At 60.7% G+C, this 16,482-nt stretch carries 25 protein-coding genes; all 25 read right to left on the bottom strand.

The annotated features are described in order from the left end of the window. Nucleotides 1-45: 45 nt before the first annotated feature. The 25 genes from rplO to rpoC all read right to left on the bottom strand — a co-directional run bounded on the left by rplO (nt 46) and on the right by rpoC (nt 16,443). Nucleotides 46-531 carry a 50S ribosomal protein L15 gene (rplO, locus tag ED655_RS04710; RefSeq protein WP_023978985.1) on the bottom strand — a complete coding sequence of 162 codons (486 nt, stop codon included), beginning with the start codon at nt 529-531 and terminating at the stop codon, nt 46-48. Between the two features lies 1 nt (nt 532). After that, nucleotides 533-718, bottom strand: coding sequence for a 50S ribosomal protein L30 (rpmD, locus tag ED655_RS04705; RefSeq protein WP_023978986.1), 186 nt, complete (start codon nt 716-718; stop codon nt 533-535). Next, the gene (gene rpsE / locus ED655_RS04700) at nt 711-1,292 is read right to left on the bottom strand and encodes a 30S ribosomal protein S5 (protein ID WP_023978987.1); all 582 of its coding nucleotides are present in this window, start codon (nt 1,290-1,292) and stop codon (nt 711-713) included. Before rpsE ends, rpmD begins: the two co-directional genes overlap by 8 nt. Nucleotides 1,293-1,305: 13 nt before the next feature. Continuing rightward, on the bottom strand, nt 1,306-1,668 hold the full coding sequence (gene rplR / locus ED655_RS04695) for a 50S ribosomal protein L18 (RefSeq protein WP_023978988.1): 363 nt from the start codon (nt 1,666-1,668) through the stop codon (nt 1,306-1,308). Continuing rightward, nucleotides 1,668-2,204 (bottom strand): 50S ribosomal protein L6, encoded by a 537-nt coding sequence (gene rplF, locus ED655_RS04690; protein WP_023978989.1) that lies wholly within the window; start codon nt 2,202-2,204, stop codon nt 1,668-1,670. Before rplF ends, rplR begins: the two co-directional genes overlap by 1 nt. Nucleotides 2,205-2,214: 10 nt before the next feature. Beyond that, nucleotides 2,215-2,613, bottom strand: a complete 399-nt coding sequence (rpsH, locus tag ED655_RS04685) for a 30S ribosomal protein S8 (protein ID WP_023978990.1) — start codon at nt 2,611-2,613, stop codon at nt 2,215-2,217. An 11-nt stretch (nt 2,614-2,624) separates the two neighbouring features. Beyond that, nucleotides 2,625-2,930 carry a 30S ribosomal protein S14 gene (rpsN, locus tag ED655_RS04680; RefSeq protein ID WP_023978991.1) on the bottom strand — a complete coding sequence of 102 codons (306 nt, stop codon included), beginning with the start codon at nt 2,928-2,930 and terminating at the stop codon, nt 2,625-2,627. Nucleotides 2,931-3,045: 115 nt separating this feature from the next. After that, entirely contained in the window at nt 3,046-3,612 is a 567-nt protein-coding gene (rplE, locus tag ED655_RS04675) for a 50S ribosomal protein L5 (protein ID WP_023978992.1), read from the bottom strand. A gap of 10 nt (nt 3,613-3,622) precedes the next feature. Beyond that, complete coding sequence (gene rplX / locus ED655_RS04670; protein ID WP_025840917.1) at nt 3,623-3,943, bottom strand: 50S ribosomal protein L24; 321 nt, start codon at nt 3,941-3,943, stop codon at nt 3,623-3,625. Further along, complete coding sequence (gene rplN, locus ED655_RS04665) at nt 3,943-4,311, bottom strand: 50S ribosomal protein L14 (protein WP_023978994.1); 369 nt, start codon at nt 4,309-4,311, stop codon at nt 3,943-3,945. Before rplN ends, rplX begins: the two co-directional genes overlap by 1 nt. A 14-nt stretch (nt 4,312-4,325) precedes the next feature. After that, the gene (gene rpsQ / locus ED655_RS04660; RefSeq protein WP_023978995.1) at nt 4,326-4,607 is read right to left on the bottom strand and encodes a 30S ribosomal protein S17; all 282 of its coding nucleotides are present in this window, start codon (nt 4,605-4,607) and stop codon (nt 4,326-4,328) included. A 13-nt stretch (nt 4,608-4,620) separates the two neighbouring features. Beyond that, nucleotides 4,621-4,854, bottom strand: coding sequence for a 50S ribosomal protein L29 (gene rpmC / locus ED655_RS04655; RefSeq protein ID WP_023978996.1), 234 nt, complete (start codon nt 4,852-4,854; stop codon nt 4,621-4,623). Between the two features lie 2 nt (nt 4,855-4,856). Next, nucleotides 4,857-5,273, bottom strand: a complete 417-nt coding sequence (gene rplP / locus ED655_RS04650) for a 50S ribosomal protein L16 (RefSeq protein WP_023978997.1) — start codon at nt 5,271-5,273, stop codon at nt 4,857-4,859. A gap of 47 nt (nt 5,274-5,320) precedes the next feature. Next, nucleotides 5,321-5,998: a 30S ribosomal protein S3 gene (rpsC, locus tag ED655_RS04645; protein WP_023978998.1), complete on the bottom strand. Its 678-nt coding sequence runs from the start codon at nt 5,996-5,998 to the stop codon at nt 5,321-5,323. A gap of 1 nt (nt 5,999) precedes the next feature. Next, nucleotides 6,000-6,431 carry a 50S ribosomal protein L22 gene (rplV, locus tag ED655_RS04640; protein WP_023978999.1) on the bottom strand — a complete coding sequence of 144 codons (432 nt, stop codon included), beginning with the start codon at nt 6,429-6,431 and terminating at the stop codon, nt 6,000-6,002. Nucleotides 6,432-6,433: 2 nt separating this feature from the next. After that, nucleotides 6,434-6,712, bottom strand: coding sequence for a 30S ribosomal protein S19 (gene rpsS / locus ED655_RS04635; RefSeq protein WP_023979000.1), 279 nt, complete (start codon nt 6,710-6,712; stop codon nt 6,434-6,436). Nucleotides 6,713-6,729: 17 nt separating this feature from the next. Then, nucleotides 6,730-7,560, bottom strand: a complete 831-nt coding sequence (rplB, locus tag ED655_RS04630) for a 50S ribosomal protein L2 (protein WP_023979001.1) — start codon at nt 7,558-7,560, stop codon at nt 6,730-6,732. A gap of 16 nt (nt 7,561-7,576) precedes the next feature. Then, nucleotides 7,577-7,873 (bottom strand): 50S ribosomal protein L23, encoded by a 297-nt coding sequence (locus ED655_RS04625; RefSeq protein ID WP_205835989.1) that lies wholly within the window; start codon nt 7,871-7,873, stop codon nt 7,577-7,579. Between the two features lie 41 nt (nt 7,874-7,914). Further along, a complete protein-coding gene (rplD, locus tag ED655_RS04620) occupies nt 7,915-8,529 on the bottom strand; it encodes a 50S ribosomal protein L4 (RefSeq protein WP_023979003.1) in 615 nt (204 codons plus the stop codon). Nucleotides 8,530-8,541: 12 nt separating this feature from the next. Next, complete coding sequence (rplC, locus tag ED655_RS04615; protein ID WP_023979004.1) at nt 8,542-9,225, bottom strand: 50S ribosomal protein L3; 684 nt, start codon at nt 9,223-9,225, stop codon at nt 8,542-8,544. A gap of 10 nt (nt 9,226-9,235) precedes the next feature. Continuing rightward, on the bottom strand, nt 9,236-9,544 hold the full coding sequence (gene rpsJ, locus ED655_RS04610) for a 30S ribosomal protein S10 (protein ID WP_007282720.1): 309 nt from the start codon (nt 9,542-9,544) through the stop codon (nt 9,236-9,238). A 123-nt stretch (nt 9,545-9,667) separates the two neighbouring features. After that, on the bottom strand, nt 9,668-10,858 hold the full coding sequence (tuf, locus tag ED655_RS04605) for an elongation factor Tu (protein WP_023979005.1): 1,191 nt from the start codon (nt 10,856-10,858) through the stop codon (nt 9,668-9,670). Nucleotides 10,859-10,963: 105 nt separating this feature from the next. Beyond that, entirely contained in the window at nt 10,964-11,440 is a 477-nt protein-coding gene (gene rpsG / locus ED655_RS04600) for a 30S ribosomal protein S7 (protein WP_023979006.1), read from the bottom strand. A 14-nt stretch (nt 11,441-11,454) separates the two neighbouring features. Further along, a complete protein-coding gene (rpsL, locus tag ED655_RS04595; RefSeq protein ID WP_023979007.1) occupies nt 11,455-11,826 on the bottom strand; it encodes a 30S ribosomal protein S12 in 372 nt (123 codons plus the stop codon). Nucleotides 11,827-12,192: 366 nt separating this feature from the next. Next, the gene (gene rpoC / locus ED655_RS04590; protein WP_023979008.1) at nt 12,193-16,443 is read right to left on the bottom strand and encodes a DNA-directed RNA polymerase subunit beta'; all 4,251 of its coding nucleotides are present in this window, start codon (nt 16,441-16,443) and stop codon (nt 12,193-12,195) included. Nucleotides 16,444-16,482 lie beyond the last annotated feature (39 nt).

Below are 16,482 nucleotides of genomic sequence, written 5' to 3'. Positions count from 1 at the left end.
TCGTTCGTCGCGCACGAAAAGGTGCGCGATGAGCGTTTCGGGCGATCAGGCTTCTGCCGGAGCTTCAGCCTTGGCGGCAACCTTGACAGAGCCACCAGCCTTCTCGACAGCCGCAATCGCGGTTGCCGAAGCGCCGGAAACTTCAACGGTCACGGCCCGGGTCAGCTCGCCCTTTGCCAGTAGACGGATACCGGCATACTTGCCAGTGCCCACCAGACCAGCGGCGCGCAGAGCCTCTTCCGTGATCGTCGCGTCTGCCTGAAGCTTGCCATCAGCCAGTGCACGGTCGATCGCGCCCAGGTTCACAGGAGCAAATTCCTTGCGGAAGATGTTCTTGAACCCGCGCTTCGGCATACGACGATACAGCGGAAGCTGACCACCCTCGAAGCCGTTCAGCGAAACGCCTTCACGGGCCTTCTGACCCTTGACGCCGCGACCGGAGGTCTTGCCTTTGCCCGAGCCGATGCCACGGCCCAGACGCTTCTTGCGGTAACGCGCACCGGCGTTATCGCGCAGTTCATTAAGGTTCATATCAACCCTCCACCTGAATGAGGTGGGCAACCTTGCGGATCATGCCGCGAACCGAAGGCGTATCCTCCAGTTCACGAACACTGCCGATGCCGCGCAGGCCCAGACCCACGAGGGTCTCAGCCTGGCCGGGCTTGCGCCCGATAGCCGAAGCGATCTGCTTGACGCGAACAGTCTTGTTCTCAGCCATTGGTCGCCTCCACTGCCTCGTCAGACGATGCATCACGCTTTGCGAACAGCTCAGAGGCCTTCTTGCCACGGCGGCTTGCGACAGCGCGGGGGCTGCTGCAACGCTCGAGAGCGGCAAAGGTCGCCTTGACCATGTTATGCGGGTTACGGGTCCCGAGGGACTTCGCAACAACGTCATTCACGCCCAGCGATTCGAAAACGGCGCGCATCGGGCCGCCTGCGATGATGCCGGTACCGGCTTCAGCTGCACGAACCACGACCTTGCCAGCACCGAAATGCCCGTAGGAATCGTGATGCAGCGTGCGGCCTTCCTTCATCGGAACGCGGATCATCGTGCGCTTGGCGCGCTCGGTGGCCTTGCGGATTGCTTCCGGCACTTCACGGGCCTTGCCCGCACCGTACCCGACGCGACCCTTCTGGTCACCAACGACAACCAGGGCAGCAAAAGCGAAGCGACGTCCACCCTTGACCACCTTGGCCACGCGGTTGATCGTTACCAGCTTGTCGACCAGATCGTCGCCTTCGCGTTCCCGCTCGCGACCACCACGGCCGCCTTCTCTTGGCTCACGTGCCATGTGTGATCCTTCCTTAGAACGAAAGGCCGCCCTCGCGGGCAGCTTCGGCCAGCGCCTTGACGCGACCATGATAGAGATACGCACCGCGATCGAACACGACCGCCGTCACGCCAGCGGCCAGAGCGCGCTCTGCAACCAGCTTGCCGACAACCGAAGCCGCATCGACATTTGCACCCGTCTTGCCAGACTCGCGAAGAGTCTTCTCGAGGGTGGAAGCGCTGGCGAGGGTAACACCCTGGGCGTCGTCGATCACCTGTGCGTAGATGTTCTTGCCAGAACGGAAGACCGACAGACGCGGCCGGCCACCGCTCTTGCGGCGAAGCTGGAAGCGAAGCCGCTGACGGCGCCGTTCCTGCAATCCATGCTGCGTAGCCATTATTTCTTCTTGCCTTCCTTACGACGGAGAACTTCGGTCTCGTAACGCACGCCCTTGCCCTTATAGGGTTCCGGCTTGCGGAAGTTACGGATGTCGAGCGCAACCTGACCAACACGCTGCTTGTCGTTTCCTTCGACCGTGATGGCCGTGGGACGAGGCGTGGTGATCTTCACGTCGGCGGGGATCGGATAGACGACGTCGTGGGAATAACCCAGGTTCATCACCAGGTTCGAACCCTGCACGCTGGCGCGGAAACCCGTACCGGTGATTTCGAGCGTCTTGCTGAAACCTTCGGAAACGCCCTTGACCAGGTTGGCGACGATGGCGCGGGTTGTGCCCCACATCGTCCAGGTCTCACGCGAACGGTTACCCACCGGAAGGATCGAAACCTTGCCGTCTTCCACCTTCGCCTGAACGAAGCGGGTCAGAGGCATGCTCAGCGAACCGCGCTTGCCCTTGGCAGTCAGGGACCCATCAGCAATGGACACGTCCACGCCAGCAGGAATGACGACCGGATACTTGCCTACTCGTGACATGTGATCCTCCTCAGAAGACGCGGCAGAGGACTTCGCCACCGACATTCGCGGCGCGAGCCTCGATATCCGAAAGGATACCGCGCGGGGTGGACAGGATCGACACGCCGAGACCGGCATACACGCGCGGCAGTTCCTTGATCTTGGAATACACGCGACGGCCCGGCTTGGACACGCGGTGGATTTCCTTGATCACGGGCTGGCCGTCTGCATATTTCAGCTCGATGCGCAGCTGGGAGACGCCGGCGCGCAGCTCTTCCGTGGTGTAGCCACGGATATAACCTTCGCGACGCAGCGCTTCCAGAACGTTCGCACGCAGCTTGGAAGCCGGCGCGATGCAAGCCGCGTGACGTGCACGCTGGGCATTGCGAATGCGGGTGAGCATATCACCCAACGGATCGGACAGGGACATTCGCTTCTACCTTACCAGCTCGACTTGACCATACCGGGGATCTGGCCGGTGGAGGCCAGGTCGCGCAGGGCGATACGGCTCAGCTCGAACTTGCGATAGTTCGCGCGGGGACGTCCCGAAACCTTGCAGCGCAGACGGAAACGAACGCGCGACCCGTTGCGCGGCATTTCTGCCAGCTTCAGGGTTGCGTCGAAACGCTCCTCTACCGGAAGGCTCCGGTCCTTGATGATATCTTTCAACGCGGTCCGCTTCGCCTTATCGCGCGTCGCCATGTAGGCGCGCTTGGCGTTGCGGTTCACGGCGGAGATTTTTGCCATGCTAAATCTTCTCCCGGAACCTGTCGGGCCAATCCCAACGGTTTTCCAAACAGCGTGTGTATATAGGGAGCCGAGCTTCCTTTGAAAAGGAAAAAACCCGGCTCAACCCGATAAATCAGGCAGTGAAGGGCAGATCGAACGCCTTGAGCAGCGCTTTTGCCTCTTCATCGCTCTTCGCCGTGGTGACGAAGATGATGTCCATGCCGCGTACGGAGTCGATCTTGTCGTAGTCGATTTCCGGGAACACGATCTGCTCCTTGATGCCCATGGCGAAATTGCCACGACCGTCAAAGCCCTTGTTGGGGGGCAGACCGCGGAAGTCACGAATGCGCGGCATCGCGATCGTCACGAGACGATCGAGGAATTCGTACATGCGTGCGCGACGCAGGGTCACCTTGCAGCCGATCGGCAGGCCTTCACGGATCTTGAAGCCTGCGATTGCCTTGCGGGCAACCGTCTTGACGGGCTTCTGACCGGAGATGGCTGCCATTTCGGCAACGGCGGCATCGAGCTTCTTCTGGTCGCCGGCGGCTTCGCCAACGCCCATGTTCAGCACGATCTTTTCCAGCTTGGGAACCTGCATGGCGTTCTTGTAGCCAAACTGCTCACGCAGCTTGTCACGGAGAACGTCATTGTAACGCTGTTGCAGGCGCGGCTGGATGCGGGTAATGGTCTCGCTCATTGTCGCCCCCTTAGCCTTCGATCACTTCGCCGGTCACCTTGGCGACACGGACCTTGCGTCCATCCTCAAGCTGACGGAACCCGACGCGAGTCGGCTTGCCGCTCTTCGGATCGACGAGCTTCAGGTTGGACAGATGAACCGGCATTTCCTTGGCGATGATACCGCCTTCCTGGTTCATGCGGGTCGGCTTCTGGTGACGCTTAGCCACGGCAACGCCACGCACGATGGCCTTTTCGACCTTCGGCAGAACGGCCAGGACTTCGCCACGCGTGCCGCGCGACGAGCCGGAGAGGACCAGAACCTGGTCACCCTTCTTGATACGAGCAGCCATTATAGCACCTCCGGAGCCAGGGAGATGATCTTCATGAACTTGCGCGCACGCAGCTCACGAACCACCGGGCCAAAGATACGCGTGCCGATCGGTTCCATCGACTTGTTGATCAGCACAGCCGCATTCTTGTCGAAACGGATGGCGCTGCCGTCAGCACGACGAACGGGGTAGGACGTGCGAACGATGACGGCCTGATGCACGTCACCCTTCTTCACCTTGCCGCGGGGAATCGCTTCCTTGACGGACACGACGATCACGTCGCCGACCGAGGCGGTTTTCCGCTTGGAGCCGCCCAGCACCTTGATGCACTGCACCTGACGTGCGCCGGAATTATCGGCGACGTCCAGATTGGTCTCGGGATGGATCATTTCTCAGTCCCCTCTTACGCTGACGCCTGAGCCGGTGCCGCCGCTGCTGCCTCAAGGGCCGCACCGTTGCGGGTAATCACCGTCCAGGTCTTGCGCTTGGAAATCGGAGCGCATTCTTCGATGCGCACCGTGTCTCCGATCTTGCACTCGTTCAGCTCGTCATGCGCCGCGTACTTCTTGGAACGACGAATGAACTTCTTATAGAGCGGGTGCATGATACGACGATCAACAAGAACGGTAACCGTCTTGTCCATCTTGTCGCTCGTCACTCGCCCTGTCAGGACGCGCCTTGGCATCGTCCGTCTCCTCTCAGGACTCTGCGGCGGACGTTTTTGCGCCCGCCTTGTTCTTCGATTGATGCGCCACCGTCTTGATGCGAGCAATCGCACGACGGAGAACGCGAACGCGTCCGACTCCCTCTGACTGGCCCGTGGCAGCCTGGAACCGGAGGTTCAGCTGCTCACGCTTCAGGTCCAGAAGAAGGGCCTGCAGTTCATCAGGGGACTTGGCGCGAAGATCGGCTACCTTGTAAGCGTCAGCCATTCTTATGCCTCCCCGATACGGGTGATGAACTTGGTCTTGATCGGCAGCTTCGCTGCGCCAAGAGCCAGGGCCTCACGTGCCACTTCGGGCGGCACGCCTTCGATTTCAAACAGCACGCGGCCGGGCTTCACGCGGGCCACCCAGAACTCGGGCGAGCCCTTGCCGGAGCCCATGCGGACTTCGGCAGGCTTCGTGGAAACCGGCAGATCCGGGAAAATCCGGATCCACACGCGACCGGCACGCTTCATCGCACGAGTGATCGCGCGACGCGACGCCTCGATCTGGCGTGCGGTGATACGTTCGGGTTCAAGAGCCTTAAGGCCGAACGCGCCGAAATTCAACGTCGTTCCGCCCTTGGCCAACCCATGAATGCGGCCCTTGTGGGCCTTGCGAAACTTAGTCCGCTTCGGGGAAAGCATGGTGTCGTATCCTCATGCGCCTCGCGGCGCTTGTCATAATCTACTGCTCAGCGCTGCGGCGCTTGTTCCGCTGCACGACGGTCCTGAGCCATCGGATCATGGGCAAGGATTTCACCCTTGAAGATCCAGACTTTCACACCGCACGTACCATAGGTCGTCTTGGCAGTGGCGATACCGTAATCGATGTCGGCGCGCAACGTGTGAAGTGGCACGCGACCTTCGCGATACCACTCGATACGGGCGATTTCCGCACCACCGAGACGGCCGGAGCAGTTGATTCGGATACCCTGCGCGCCAAGACGCATGGCAGACTGAACCGCACGCTTCATCGCACGACGGAAGGCCACGCGGCGCTCCAGCTGCTGTGCAATGTTCTCGGCAACCAGGGTTGCGTCGATTTCGGGCTTGCGGATCTCGACGATGTTCAGCGCCACGTCGGTCTTTGCCAGGCGGCTCAGATCCTTGCGCAGAGCGTCGATGTCCTGACCCTTCTTGCCGATGACGACGCCCGGACGCGCTGCATAGATCGTGACGCGCGGCTTCTTGGCCGGACGCTCGATCACAACGCGGGAAACGCCTGCACCCGACAGCTTGCGACGCAGGTAAGCGCGCAGCATCAGGTCTTCATGCAGCAGACGGGAATAGTCGTTGCCGGCGTACCAGCGGCTATCCCAGGTGCGGTTTACGCCGAGCCGGAGCCCGATCGGATTGACTTTGTGTCCCATATCAGGCTGCCTTCTGCTCTGCTGCGTCCTTGCCCTTGCCCTTCGGCGCAGGCGCTTCGTCTGCAGCGCGCTCGGCAACGACGATCTTCAGGTGGCTGAAGAACTTCTCGATGCGCGAGGAACGACCACGGCCACGAGCGTGGAAACGCTTCATGACGATCGACTTGCCAACTTCTGCGGTCTTGACCACGAGCTGATCGACATCGAGCTGATGATTGTTCTCTGCATTGGCCACGGCGCTCTCCAGGGTCTTGCGAACCTGCTGAGCGATACGGCGACGCGAGAACGTCAGCGCTGCGATTGCCTTGTCTGCCGGCTGGTTGCGGATCATCGCCGCAACCAGGTTCAGCTTGCGCGGGCTGACGCGGATGTTGCGGGCAACAGCCTGCGCTTCCGTATCAGCGAGTGTGCGAATGTGCTTCGGCTTGCTCATGATCAGCCCCGCTTCGACTTCTTGTCGGAAGCATGACCGGGGAACGTGCGTGTCGGCGAGAACTCACCGAACTTGTGCCCGACCATGTTTTCCGTCACCTGCACCGGCAGGAACTTGTGGCCATTATAAACGCCGAACGTGAGTCCGACGAACTGCGGCAGGATGGTAGAACGACGCGACCAGATCTTGATCACCTCATTACGACCCGAAGCGCGCGACGCTTCAGCCTTGCCGAACAAGTACCCGTCAACGAACGGGCCCTTCCAGACGGAACGTGCCATCTCTGTTTGCCCCCTTCTTACTTGCCGGTCTTGCGGCGACGGATGATCAGGCTGTCCGTCTTCTTGTTAACACGAGTCTTGTAGCCCTTGGTCGGCTTGCCCCACGGCGTAACCGGATGACGGCCACCAGAGGTGCGACCTTCACCACCACCATGCGGATGGTCGACCGGGTTCATGACGACGCCGCGGTTATGCGGACGACGGCCGAGCCAACGGTTACGACCGGCCTTGCCGAGATGCTGGTTCATGTTGTCGGGGTTCGAAACCGCGCCAACCGTAGCCATGCATTCGCCACGGACGAGACGGAGCTCACCGGACTGCAGCTTGATCTGGGCGTAGCCAGCATCCTTGCCGACCAGCTGGCAGTACGTGCCAGCCGAGCGGGCGATCTTGCCGCCTGCACCGGGCTTCAGCTCGATGTTGTGCACGATCGTACCGACGGGCATGGAGCCCAGCGGCATGGCGTTGCCCGGCTTCACGTCAGTGCGTTCGCCAGCGATCACCTGATCGCCAACCTTAACGCGCTGCGGTGCCAGGATGTAGGCCAGCTCGCCGTCTTCGTACTTGATCAGCGCAATGAAGGCGGTGCGGTTCGGGTCATATTCCAGACGCTCAACCGTGCCGGCCACATCGAACTTGCGACGCTTGAAGTCGACATAGCGGTAGGACTGCTTGTGCCCGCCGCCACGGAAACGCGACGTGGTACGACCGTGGTTGTTACGGCCGCCCGTCTTGTTCTTGCCTTCGGTCAGCTGCTTGACCGGCTTGCCCTTGAAGAGCTCGCTGCGGTCGATCAGTACCGTGCCACGTGTGCTCGGCGTCGTGGGATTAAAGTGCTTGAGTGCCATGGTATCCTATCCCGCGTCAGCCCAGCTTCGCGGTGAGGTCAATGGACTGACCTTCCGCAAGCTGGACATACGCCTTCTTGATGTCCGAACGGCGACCAGGACGGCCCTTGACCATCTTGGTCTTGCCCTTCTGCACCAGCGTGTTCACGGAGACGACCGTGACGCCGAAAAGCGTCTCGATCGCAACCTTGATTTCCGGCTTCGCGGCGGTCATCGCCACGCGGAAAACAACCTGGTTACGCTCGGAGAGGGCCGTCGCCTTCTCGGTGATGAGCGGCGCGCGAACGATGTCAAACATCGCTTCACGCGTCATGCGCTGCGCCTTTGTGCGGCGCGCAAGAACGATGCCCGTGGTCATGCCAGGCGCTCCTTGAGACCCTCGAGCCCTGCGCGCGTCAGCACGAGAACATCGTGGTTCAGAATGTCATAGACGTTGGCGCCGATCGTGGGCAGCACGTCGATCTTGGGCAGGTTGCGCACAGCGCGACCGAAAGCCACATCAACGGCACCGTCGACGATCAGGGCGGAGGACCAGCCGAGAGCAGCCAGCTTTGCAGCGGCTTCACGGGTTTTGGTCACACCAGCAGCCTGGTCGATAACGATCAGCTTGCCAGCGGCAGCCTTCTGCGACAGCGCAGAAATCAGGCCGAGGCGACGCACCTTCTTGGGCAGGTCATAGCCGTGGTCGCGAACGACCGGACCATGAACGACGCCACCAGTGCGGAACTGCGGTGCGCGCAGCGAGCCCTGACGTGCCGAGCCTGTGCCCTTCTGGCGGTACGGCTTCTTGGTCGTGCCAGAAATCTCGCCCATGCCCTTGGTGCGGTGCGTACCGGCGCGGCGCTTGGCCAGCTGCCAGTGAACAACGCGTGCCATGATGTCCGCGCGCGGGGTCGCGCCGAACAGTTCCTCTGGCAGGGTCACCGTTCCGGCGCTGCCATTATCGAGGGTTTTGATATCGTATTCCATCGCCCTCAGTCCTTAACCGGCGGCCGCCGCAGTCGCTGCCGGGTACGGCGCATCTGCATGGCGGGCCTTCTTGATCGCATCGCGGATCATCACCAGGCCATTCTTGGCACCCGGAATCGAACCACGAACCATGATCAGGTTGCGTTCGGCGTCGACGGCTGCCACTTCGAGATTAAGCGTCGTGATGCGCTCGTCACCCATGTGACCGGCCATTTTCTTGCCCTTGAAGACCTTGCCCGGATCCTGGCGCTGACCCGTCGAACCATGCGAACGATGGCTGATGGACACGCCGTGGGAGGCTTCAAGACCAGCGAAGTTCCAGCGCTTCATGACGCCGGCGAAGCCTTTGCCCTTGCTGGTGCCGGTGACGTCGACCTTCTGGCCAACGACGAAATGGGCCGCAGAGAGCTTCGTGCCAGCCTCAAGCACGGCATCTTCTGCCACGCGAAACTCGACAAGAGTCTTCTTCGGCTCCACCTTGGTGCGAGCATAATGGCCACGCATCGGCTTGGTGACGTTCTTCACCTTTGCCTTGCTCATGCCGATCTGCACTGCCGTGTAGCCATCACGCTCCTGCGTGCGGGCGTCCACAACCTCGACCTCGTCGAGATGCAGCACTGTGACCGGCACATGTGTGCCATCTTCCTTGAATAGCCGGGTCATACCCAGCTTTTTTGCGATCAATCCGGTACGCATCGTCTGGACCTTAAAGTTTGATCTCGACATCAACGCCAGCGGCGAGGTCGAGCTTCATGAGGGCGTCCACGGTCTGCGGTGTCGGCTCAACAATGTCGAGCAGGCGGCGATGAGTCCGAATTTCGAACTGCTCGCGGCTTTTCTTGTCCACATGTGGGGAACGGTTCACGGTGAACCGCTCGATATGCGTCGGTAGCGGGATAGGACCCCGAACCCGCGCACCCGTACGCTTCGCCGTGTTTACGATTTCCTTCGTGCTGTTGTCGAGCACGCGGTGATCGTACGCCTTTAGGCGAATGCGGATGTTCTGGTTGTCCATCTTACCAATAATCCAACTCGTTGGGGTTCGGGTCTTACCCTGCTCCCTCCTGGTCCCTTCTAAAGCCGACCCCGGCCGGATTACTCCGACCGGGGCCAGCCAATTCAGGGCCCGTGCTTACAATCAGGCGCTGATCGAGGAGACCACGCCTGCACCGACGGTGCGGCCGCCTTCACGGATAGCGAAGCGGAGACCTTCGTCCATGGCGATCGGAGCAATAAGCTCGACGTCCATGGCAACGTTGTCGCCCGGCATGACCATTTCCGTGCCTTCCGGCAGCTGAACGACGCCCGTGACGTCGGTCGTGCGGAAATAGAACTGCGGACGGTAGTTTGTAAAGAACGGAGTGTGACGTCCGCCTTCTTCCTTCGTGAGGATGTAAGCCTCAGCCTTGAACTTCTTGTGCGGGGTGATCGAACCCGGCTTTGCAAGAACCTGACCGCGCTCAACGTCTTCACGCTTTGTGCCACGAACCAGCGCACCGATGTTGTCACCGGCTTCACCGCGGTCGAGCAGCTTGCGGAACATCTCAACGCCCGTAACGGTCGTCTTGACGGTGTCCTTGAGGCCGACGATTTCGACTTCGTCACCCACGTTCACAACGCCGCGCTCAACGCGACCCGTGACAACCGTACCACGACCCGAGATCGAGAACACGTCTTCGATCGGCATCAGGAACGGACGATCAACCGGACGCTCCGGCTGCGGGATGTAGGTGTCAACGGCTTCCATCAGTTCGAGCACGCGGTCTTCACCGATTGCTGCGTCGCCGTCTTCAAGCGTCACCAGAGCCGAACCCTTGACGATGGGGATATCGTCGCCGGGGAACTGGTAGGACGACAGAAGCTCACGGACTTCCATTTCGACGAGCTCGAGGAGCTCGGCGTCGTCAACCTGGTCAACCTTGTTCAGGAACACGACCAGCGCAGGAACGCCAACCTGGCGAGCGAGCAGGATGTGCTCACGCGTCTGGGGCATCGGGCCGTCAGCAGCGGACACAACCAGGATCGCGCCGTCCATCTGGGCGGCACCCGTGATCATGTTCTTGACGTAGTCAGCATGGCCCGGGCAGTCGACGTGGGCGTAGTGACGGTTCTTGGTCTCGTACTCAACGTGAGCGGTGGAGATCGTGATGCCGCGAGCGCGCTCTTCAGGAGCAGCGTCGATCTGGTCATACGCACGGAAGGTCGCGCCGCCGGACTTGGCGAGCGTCTTCGTGATTGCAGCCGTCAGTGAGGTCTTGCCATGGTCAACGTGACCGATGGTGCCGATGTTGCAGTGCGGCTTCGTCCGCTCAAATTTAGCCTTAGCCATCATTCTCTCCATAACCCACCGCCGAAGGTGCGGCGGGGAAGATTGCTAATTCGTACCAGGCACCCCCGAAGGAGGCACCCGGGAAAACCGGTTAGCCTTTTAAGCTTACCAACGATAGTGGCTGAATGCTTTATTTGCTTCAGCCATGCGATGCGTGTCTTCGCGCTTCTTGACGGCGGAGCCGCGATTGTTGATCGCGTCCATCAGCTCGTTGGAAAGGCGTTCCTGCATCGTGTTCTCACCGCGCTTGCGCGAGGCGTCGATCAGCCAGCGGATGGCGAGGGCCTGACGGCGCTCGGCACGGACTTCGACGGGGACCTGATAGGTCGCACCGCCGACGCGGCGGGAGCGAACCTCTACGGCCGGCTTCACGTTGTCCAGAGCCGCATGGAACATGGCGACCGGGTCGGCCGTGGCACCGCCACGACGACGCACGGACTCAAGCGCACCGTAAACGATACCCTCGGCTGTGGACTTCTTACCATCGTACATCAGGGCGTTCATAAAACGCGTGATGACGACATCTCCGAATTTCGGATCGGGAAGGATCTCACGCTTTACAGCGCGATGACGGCGACTCATGCCTGAATTTCCTCTTACTTCGGACGCTTCGCGCCATACAGCGAACGGCGCTGACGACGCTTGGCGATGCCCTGCGTGTCAAGCACGCCGCGCAGGATGTGATAACGCACACCCGGCAAATCTTTTACACGGCCGCCGCGGATCAGCACGACGCTGTGTTCCTGCAGGTTATGGCCTTCACCCGGAATGTAGCTAACGACCTCATACCCGTTGGTCAGGCGCACCTTTGCCACCTTACGCAGGGCCGAGTTCGGCTTTTTCGGGGTAACCGTATAGACGCGCGTGCAAACGCCGCGCTTCTGGGGGCAACCCTGGAGGGCCGGCACTTTATTCCGCTTGGCGGCAGGCTCACGGCCCTTGGCGATCAACTGGTTGATGGTCGGCATACGCCCTTCCCGATCCTTGCTCACTGCTAGACCGAGCGACGCCCGATCTGCTTGCTTCCAACAAAATTCAGCGCGCGGCAGAATGCCGCCCGCTTTTGACTCTTTCACTACCGGCCTGAGCCTCACCCGAAGGCGGCGGCACCGTTAGCGTTTGATGCTGTCTATCAACGGCTCAGACGCCTTAGGAGACGGGGGTAGCCGAGGGCGCGGACCCTATGACCGTTCTGAATGAAAGTCAAGCATACTCTAGTGTTCTGCCCGATTCTCGTTCGATTCCCGTCTCGAATCGCCGGATACGAAATCGGGCGGGTATTACCCCGCCCGATCTCAAACGTAAACTAGTTTTTCCAGGACTGGAGCGGGGTCTTACTCCGCTGCGTCGTCCGTTACCTCGGGAGTTGCCCGGCTGACACGCTGACGATCCTGAGAGGCCGCCATGGCGCGCAGCTTGTTCATCACGCTGCCCGTACCTGCCGGGATCAGACGCCCGACAATCACGTTCTCCTTCAGGCCGTTCAGTGTGTCGACCTTGCCGGCTGTCGCCGCTTCGGTCAGCACACGTGTCGTCTCCTGGAAGGAGGCTGCAGAGATGAACGACTGCGTCTGCAACGAGGCCTTCGTGATGCCCTGCAGGATGGGCATGCCGCGTGCAGGTTCCTCACCCATCTTGACGCGCTTCTCGTTCTCGACCTCGAACTCGATGCGATCCACCGTCTCGCCAATCAGATACGTCGTATCGCCTGGCTCGAGGATTTCCACCTTCTGCAGCATCTGACGAACAATGACTTCGATGTGCTTGTCATTGATCTTCACGCCCTGCAGTCGATAGACGTCCTGGATCTCGTTAACGAGATAATCGGACAACGCCTCTACACCCATGACCTTGAGAATGTCATGCGGCACGCGAGGACCGTCGACCAGCGGATCGCCCTTCTGCACGAAGTCGCCTTCCTGCACCGACACATGCTTGCCCTTGGGAATGAGGTAGTTGGTCTCTTCCCCGGTCTCGTCGTTCTTCACGATGATGCAGCGCTTGGACTTATAGTCCTTGCCGATCTCGATCCGGCCTTCGGTTTCCGCAATGATCGCGTGATCCTTCGGGCGACGGGCTTCAAACAGTTCGGCCACGCGCGGCAGACCACCCGTAATGTCACGGGTCTTCGAACCTTCACGCGGGATACGGGCCAGCACGTCACCGGCATGGACCGTAGCGCCATTCTCGATCGACAGCAGCGAGTCGGGCGACAGGAAGTAGCGCGCCTCGTTACCGTTCGCGAGTCGGACCACATTGCCCGCCGCATCCTTGAGCTGCAGGCGCGGACGCAGGTCCACACCCTTGCTGCCCTGCTTGTAGTCAACGACCACCTTCGAGGTCAGGCCCGTCACTTCGTCCATACGCTCGACGAGCGTGATGGAGTCGATCAGGTCGAGATATTCGACCGTACCGGCCTGCTCGGTGATGATCGGCAGGGTGTAGGGGTCCCACTCGGCCATCTTCAGGCCGCGCGTCACTTCCTGGCCCTCATTGACCATCAGACGGGCACCGTAGGGCACGCGGTAGCGTGCACGCTCGACACCCTTCTCGTCCGTCAGCAGGATTTCGCAGTTACGCGACATCACGATGGTGACGTTCTGGCTGTTCTGGACCACGTTGCGGTTGCGGATGGTCACCTTGCCGTCACGCGACGCCTCGACCATCGACTGCTCTGCACCACGCGTAGCCGCACCACCAATATGGAAGGTACGCATGGTCAGCTGCGTGCCGGGCTCACCGATGGACTGTGCAGCGATAACGCCCACGGCCTCACCAATATTGACCGGCGTACCGCGTGCAAGGTCGCGGCCATAGCAGTGACCACACACACCAACGCGACTGTCACAGGTCAGCACCGAGCGAATCAGCACGCTTTCGACGCCTGCCTTCTCGATGATCTCTGCCTCGGCTTCCTCGATCAGCGTGTTGCGCGGGAAGAGAACCGCACCGCTCACCGGATCCGTCACGTCAGCCGTGAGGGTACGACCCAGGATACGCTCGGAAAGCGAGGAGATCACCTCACCACTATCCATGACCGCACGGATCGTCAGGCCACGCTCGGTGCCGCAATCGTTCTCGACGATGATGCAATCCTGCGCCACGTCGACGAGACGACGCGTGAGGTAACCCGAGTTCGCCGTCTTCAGCGCCGTATCCGCGAGACCCTTACGGGCACCGTGGGTGGAGGTGAAGTAATCGAGAACCGAAAGGCCTTCCTTGAAGTTCGCGATGATCGGCTGCTCGATGATCTCGCCCGAAGGCTTGGCCATCAGACCACGCATACCGGCAAGCTGCTTCATCTGGGCTGGCGACCCACGCGCACCGGAGTGGCTCATCATCCACACCGAGTTCGTCGGCTTGCCGATAACCTGGCGGGAAATCTCCTTCATCATCGCCGCCTGGACTTCGTCCGTGCAACGCGACCAGGCATCGACCACCTTGTTATAGCGCTCGCCAGCCGTGATCAGACCGTCCTGATACTGCTGCTCGAATTCCTTGATCTCGGCCTGTGTGCGCTCGACCAGTTCCTGCTTCTCGACCGGGATGATCATGTCATCCTTGCCGAAAGAGATACCGGCGCGCGCGGCATGGCGGAAACCGAGGCCCATGAGACGGTCGCAGAAAATGACCGCTTCCTTCTGGCCGCAGTGACGGTACACGGCGTCAATCACGTCCGATACGTTCTTCTTGGTCAGCTGCTTGTTGACCAGCGAGAACGGGATGGCGGCATTGCGCGGCAGGATCTGCGCGATCAGCGCACGGCCCGGCGTGGTCAGCATGGTCTGCCGAACGGGCTTGCCGTCGGCATCCAGCGTATCCATGCGCAGACGGATCTTGTCGTGCAGTTTGAGCGTGCCCTCGTTCATGGCGAGCTCGATCTCGGCCACCGACGCATAGGCAGACGGACCGGCCTTAACCAGACGCCCTTGTGCATCATACTCGGCCTGATCCGGCGTCGTGTGATATTCGGGAACCTCGAGGCTCAGATAGTACAGGCCAAGCACGATATCCTGCGACGGCACGATGATCGGCTTGCCGTTCGCGGGGCTGAGGATGTTGTTAGTCGACATCATCAGCACGCGGGCTTCAAGCTGGGCTTCGAGCGACAGCGGCACGTGAACAGCCATCTGGTCGCCGTCAAAGTCGGCGTTGAACGCAGTACAGACCAGCGGGTGCAGCTGGATCGCCTTGCCTTCAATCAGCACGGGCTCGAAGGCCTGGATGCCAAGACGGTGAAGGGTCGGGGCGCGGTTCAGCATCACGGGATGCTCGCGGATGACCTCTTCAAGGATGTCCCAGACTTCCGGACGCTCCTTCTCCACCATGCGCTTTGCAGCCTTGATGGTGGTGGCGTGACCGTATTTTTCCAGCTTGCTGTAGATGAAGGGCTTGAACAGCTCGAGCGCCATCTTCTTCGGCAGGCCGCACTGGTGCAGCTTCAGCTCGGGTCCGACCACGATGACCGAACGGCCCGAATAGTCGACGCGCTTGCCGAGAAGGTTCTGGCGGAAGCGGCCCTGCTTGCCTTTCAGCATGTCGGAAAGCGACTTCAGCGGACGCTTGTTGGCACCCGTAATGGCGCGGCCACGACGACCGTTATCGAACAGTGCGTCAACGGCTTCCTGAAGCATGCGCTTTTCGTTGCGGACGATGATGTCCGGCGCACGCAGCTCGATCAGGCGCTTCAGTCGGTTGTTACGGTTGATCACGCGGCGATAGAGATCGTTCAGATCGGACGTCGCGAAACGACCGCCATCCAGCGGCACAAGCGGGCGCAGCTCGGGCGGAATGACCGGAACGAGGTCGAGAATCATCCATTCCGGGCGTGAACCGCTCTCGGCGAAGGCTTCGAACAGCTTCAGGCGCTTGACGAGCTTCTTGCGCTTGGCTTCCGACGTGGCTTCACGCAGGTCTTCACGCAGCAGATCGCCGTCAGACTTGTCCTGATCGCGACCGTCACGGTCGATCAGGCCCGGACGATCGGTTTCAGTGGAAAGCAGACGGGCCTTCCACAGGATCTTCTTGACCGCTTCGGCGCCGATACCGACTTCCAGGCCTTCATCGGCATAGTCGTCCATGGCGTCGAAATACTGGTCTTCCGACAGCAGCGAATAGCGCTTGAACGGGCTCGTGCCGGATTCGAGAACGATGTAGCTCTCGAAATACAGAACCTTTTCGAGGTCCTTCAGCGTGATATCGATCATCGTCGCGATGCGGCTCGGCAGCGACTTAAGGAACCAGATATGCGCAACCGGCGATGCCAGTTCGATATGGCCCATACGCTCGCGGCGAACCTTGGCGAGCGTGACTTCCACGCCGCACTTCTCGCACACGATGCCGCGGAACTTCATGCGCTTGTACTTGCCGCACAGGCACTCATAGTCCTTGATCGGGCCAAAGATACGCGCACAGAACAGGCCGTCGCGCTCAGGCTTGAACGTACGGTAGTTGATGGTCTCCGGCTTCTTGATCTCGCCGTAAGACCAGGAGCGGATCTGCTCGGATGAAGCGAGCTGGATTTTGATCTGGTCGAAAGACTGGGTCTGGCCCGTCTGACCAAGGATCTTCATGAGTTCGTTCATGCGCCGAAATCCCATTTCACGGAGCGGGCCGGAAGACCG

The sequence above is a fragment of the Asaia bogorensis genome, from assembly GCF_900465345.1.
In the GTDB taxonomy this organism is placed as follows: domain Bacteria; phylum Pseudomonadota; class Alphaproteobacteria; order Acetobacterales; family Acetobacteraceae; genus Asaia; species Asaia bogorensis_A.
Note: the sequence above shows the minus strand (reverse complement) of the source record. Positions and strands in the feature narration are given on the sequence as shown.

Coding starts and splice junctions, on each gene's coding strand:
- rpsE (WP_023978987.1), bottom strand. CDS start 1,292: ATGGCACGTGAGCCAAGAGAAGGCGGCCGTGGTGGTCGCGAGCGGGAA.
- ED655_RS04625 (WP_205835989.1), bottom strand. CDS start 7,873: ATGACGCGTGAAGCGATGTTTGACATCGTTCGCGCGCCGCTCATCACC.
- rplP (WP_023978997.1), bottom strand. CDS start 5,273: ATGCTTTCCCCGAAGCGGACTAAGTTTCGCAAGGCCCACAAGGGCCGC.
- rpsC (WP_023978998.1), bottom strand. CDS start 5,998: ATGGGACACAAAGTCAATCCGATCGGGCTCCGGCTCGGCGTAAACCGC.
- rplV (WP_023978999.1), bottom strand. CDS start 6,431: ATGAGCAAGCCGAAGCACATTCGCACACTCGCTGATACGGAAGCGCAG.
- rpoC (WP_023979008.1), bottom strand. CDS start 16,443: ATGAACGAACTCATGAAGATCCTTGGTCAGACGGGCCAGACCCAGTCT.
- rpsJ (WP_007282720.1), bottom strand. CDS start 9,544: ATGGACAACCAGAACATCCGCATTCGCCTAAAGGCGTACGATCACCGC.
- rplC (WP_023979004.1), bottom strand. CDS start 9,225: ATGCGTACCGGATTGATCGCAAAAAAGCTGGGTATGACCCGGCTATTC.
- rpmC (WP_023978996.1), bottom strand. CDS start 4,854: ATGGCTGACGCTTACAAGGTAGCCGATCTTCGCGCCAAGTCCCCTGAT.
- rplF (WP_023978989.1), bottom strand. CDS start 2,204: ATGTCACGAGTAGGCAAGTATCCGGTCGTCATTCCTGCTGGCGTGGAC.
- rplD (WP_023979003.1), bottom strand. CDS start 8,529: ATGGAATACGATATCAAAACCCTCGATAATGGCAGCGCCGGAACGGTG.
- rpsQ (WP_023978995.1), bottom strand. CDS start 4,607: ATGCCAAGGCGCGTCCTGACAGGGCGAGTGACGAGCGACAAGATGGAC.
- tuf (WP_023979005.1), bottom strand. CDS start 10,858: ATGGCTAAGGCTAAATTTGAGCGGACGAAGCCGCACTGCAACATCGGC.
- rplO (WP_023978985.1), bottom strand. CDS start 531: ATGAACCTTAATGAACTGCGCGATAACGCCGGTGCGCGTTACCGCAAG.
- rplX (WP_025840917.1), bottom strand. CDS start 3,943: ATGGCTGCTCGTATCAAGAAGGGTGACCAGGTTCTGGTCCTCTCCGGC.
- rpsG (WP_023979006.1), bottom strand. CDS start 11,440: ATGAGTCGCCGTCATCGCGCTGTAAAGCGTGAGATCCTTCCCGATCCG.
- rplB (WP_023979001.1), bottom strand. CDS start 7,560: ATGGCACTCAAGCACTTTAATCCCACGACGCCGAGCACACGTGGCACG.
- rpmD (WP_023978986.1), bottom strand. CDS start 718: ATGGCTGAGAACAAGACTGTTCGCGTCAAGCAGATCGCTTCGGCTATC.
- rpsS (WP_023979000.1), bottom strand. CDS start 6,712: ATGGCACGTTCCGTCTGGAAGGGCCCGTTCGTTGACGGGTACTTGTTC.
- rplR (WP_023978988.1), bottom strand. CDS start 1,668: ATGGCTACGCAGCATGGATTGCAGGAACGGCGCCGTCAGCGGCTTCGC.
- rpsH (WP_023978990.1), bottom strand. CDS start 2,613: ATGTCCCTGTCCGATCCGTTGGGTGATATGCTCACCCGCATTCGCAAT.
- rpsL (WP_023979007.1), bottom strand. CDS start 11,826: ATGCCGACCATCAACCAGTTGATCGCCAAGGGCCGTGAGCCTGCCGCC.
- rplN (WP_023978994.1), bottom strand. CDS start 4,311: ATGATCCATCCCGAGACCAATCTGGACGTCGCCGATAATTCCGGCGCA.
- rplE (WP_023978992.1), bottom strand. CDS start 3,612: ATGAGCGAGACCATTACCCGCATCCAGCCGCGCCTGCAACAGCGTTAC.
- rpsN (WP_023978991.1), bottom strand. CDS start 2,930: ATGGCAAAAATCTCCGCCGTGAACCGCAACGCCAAGCGCGCCTACATG.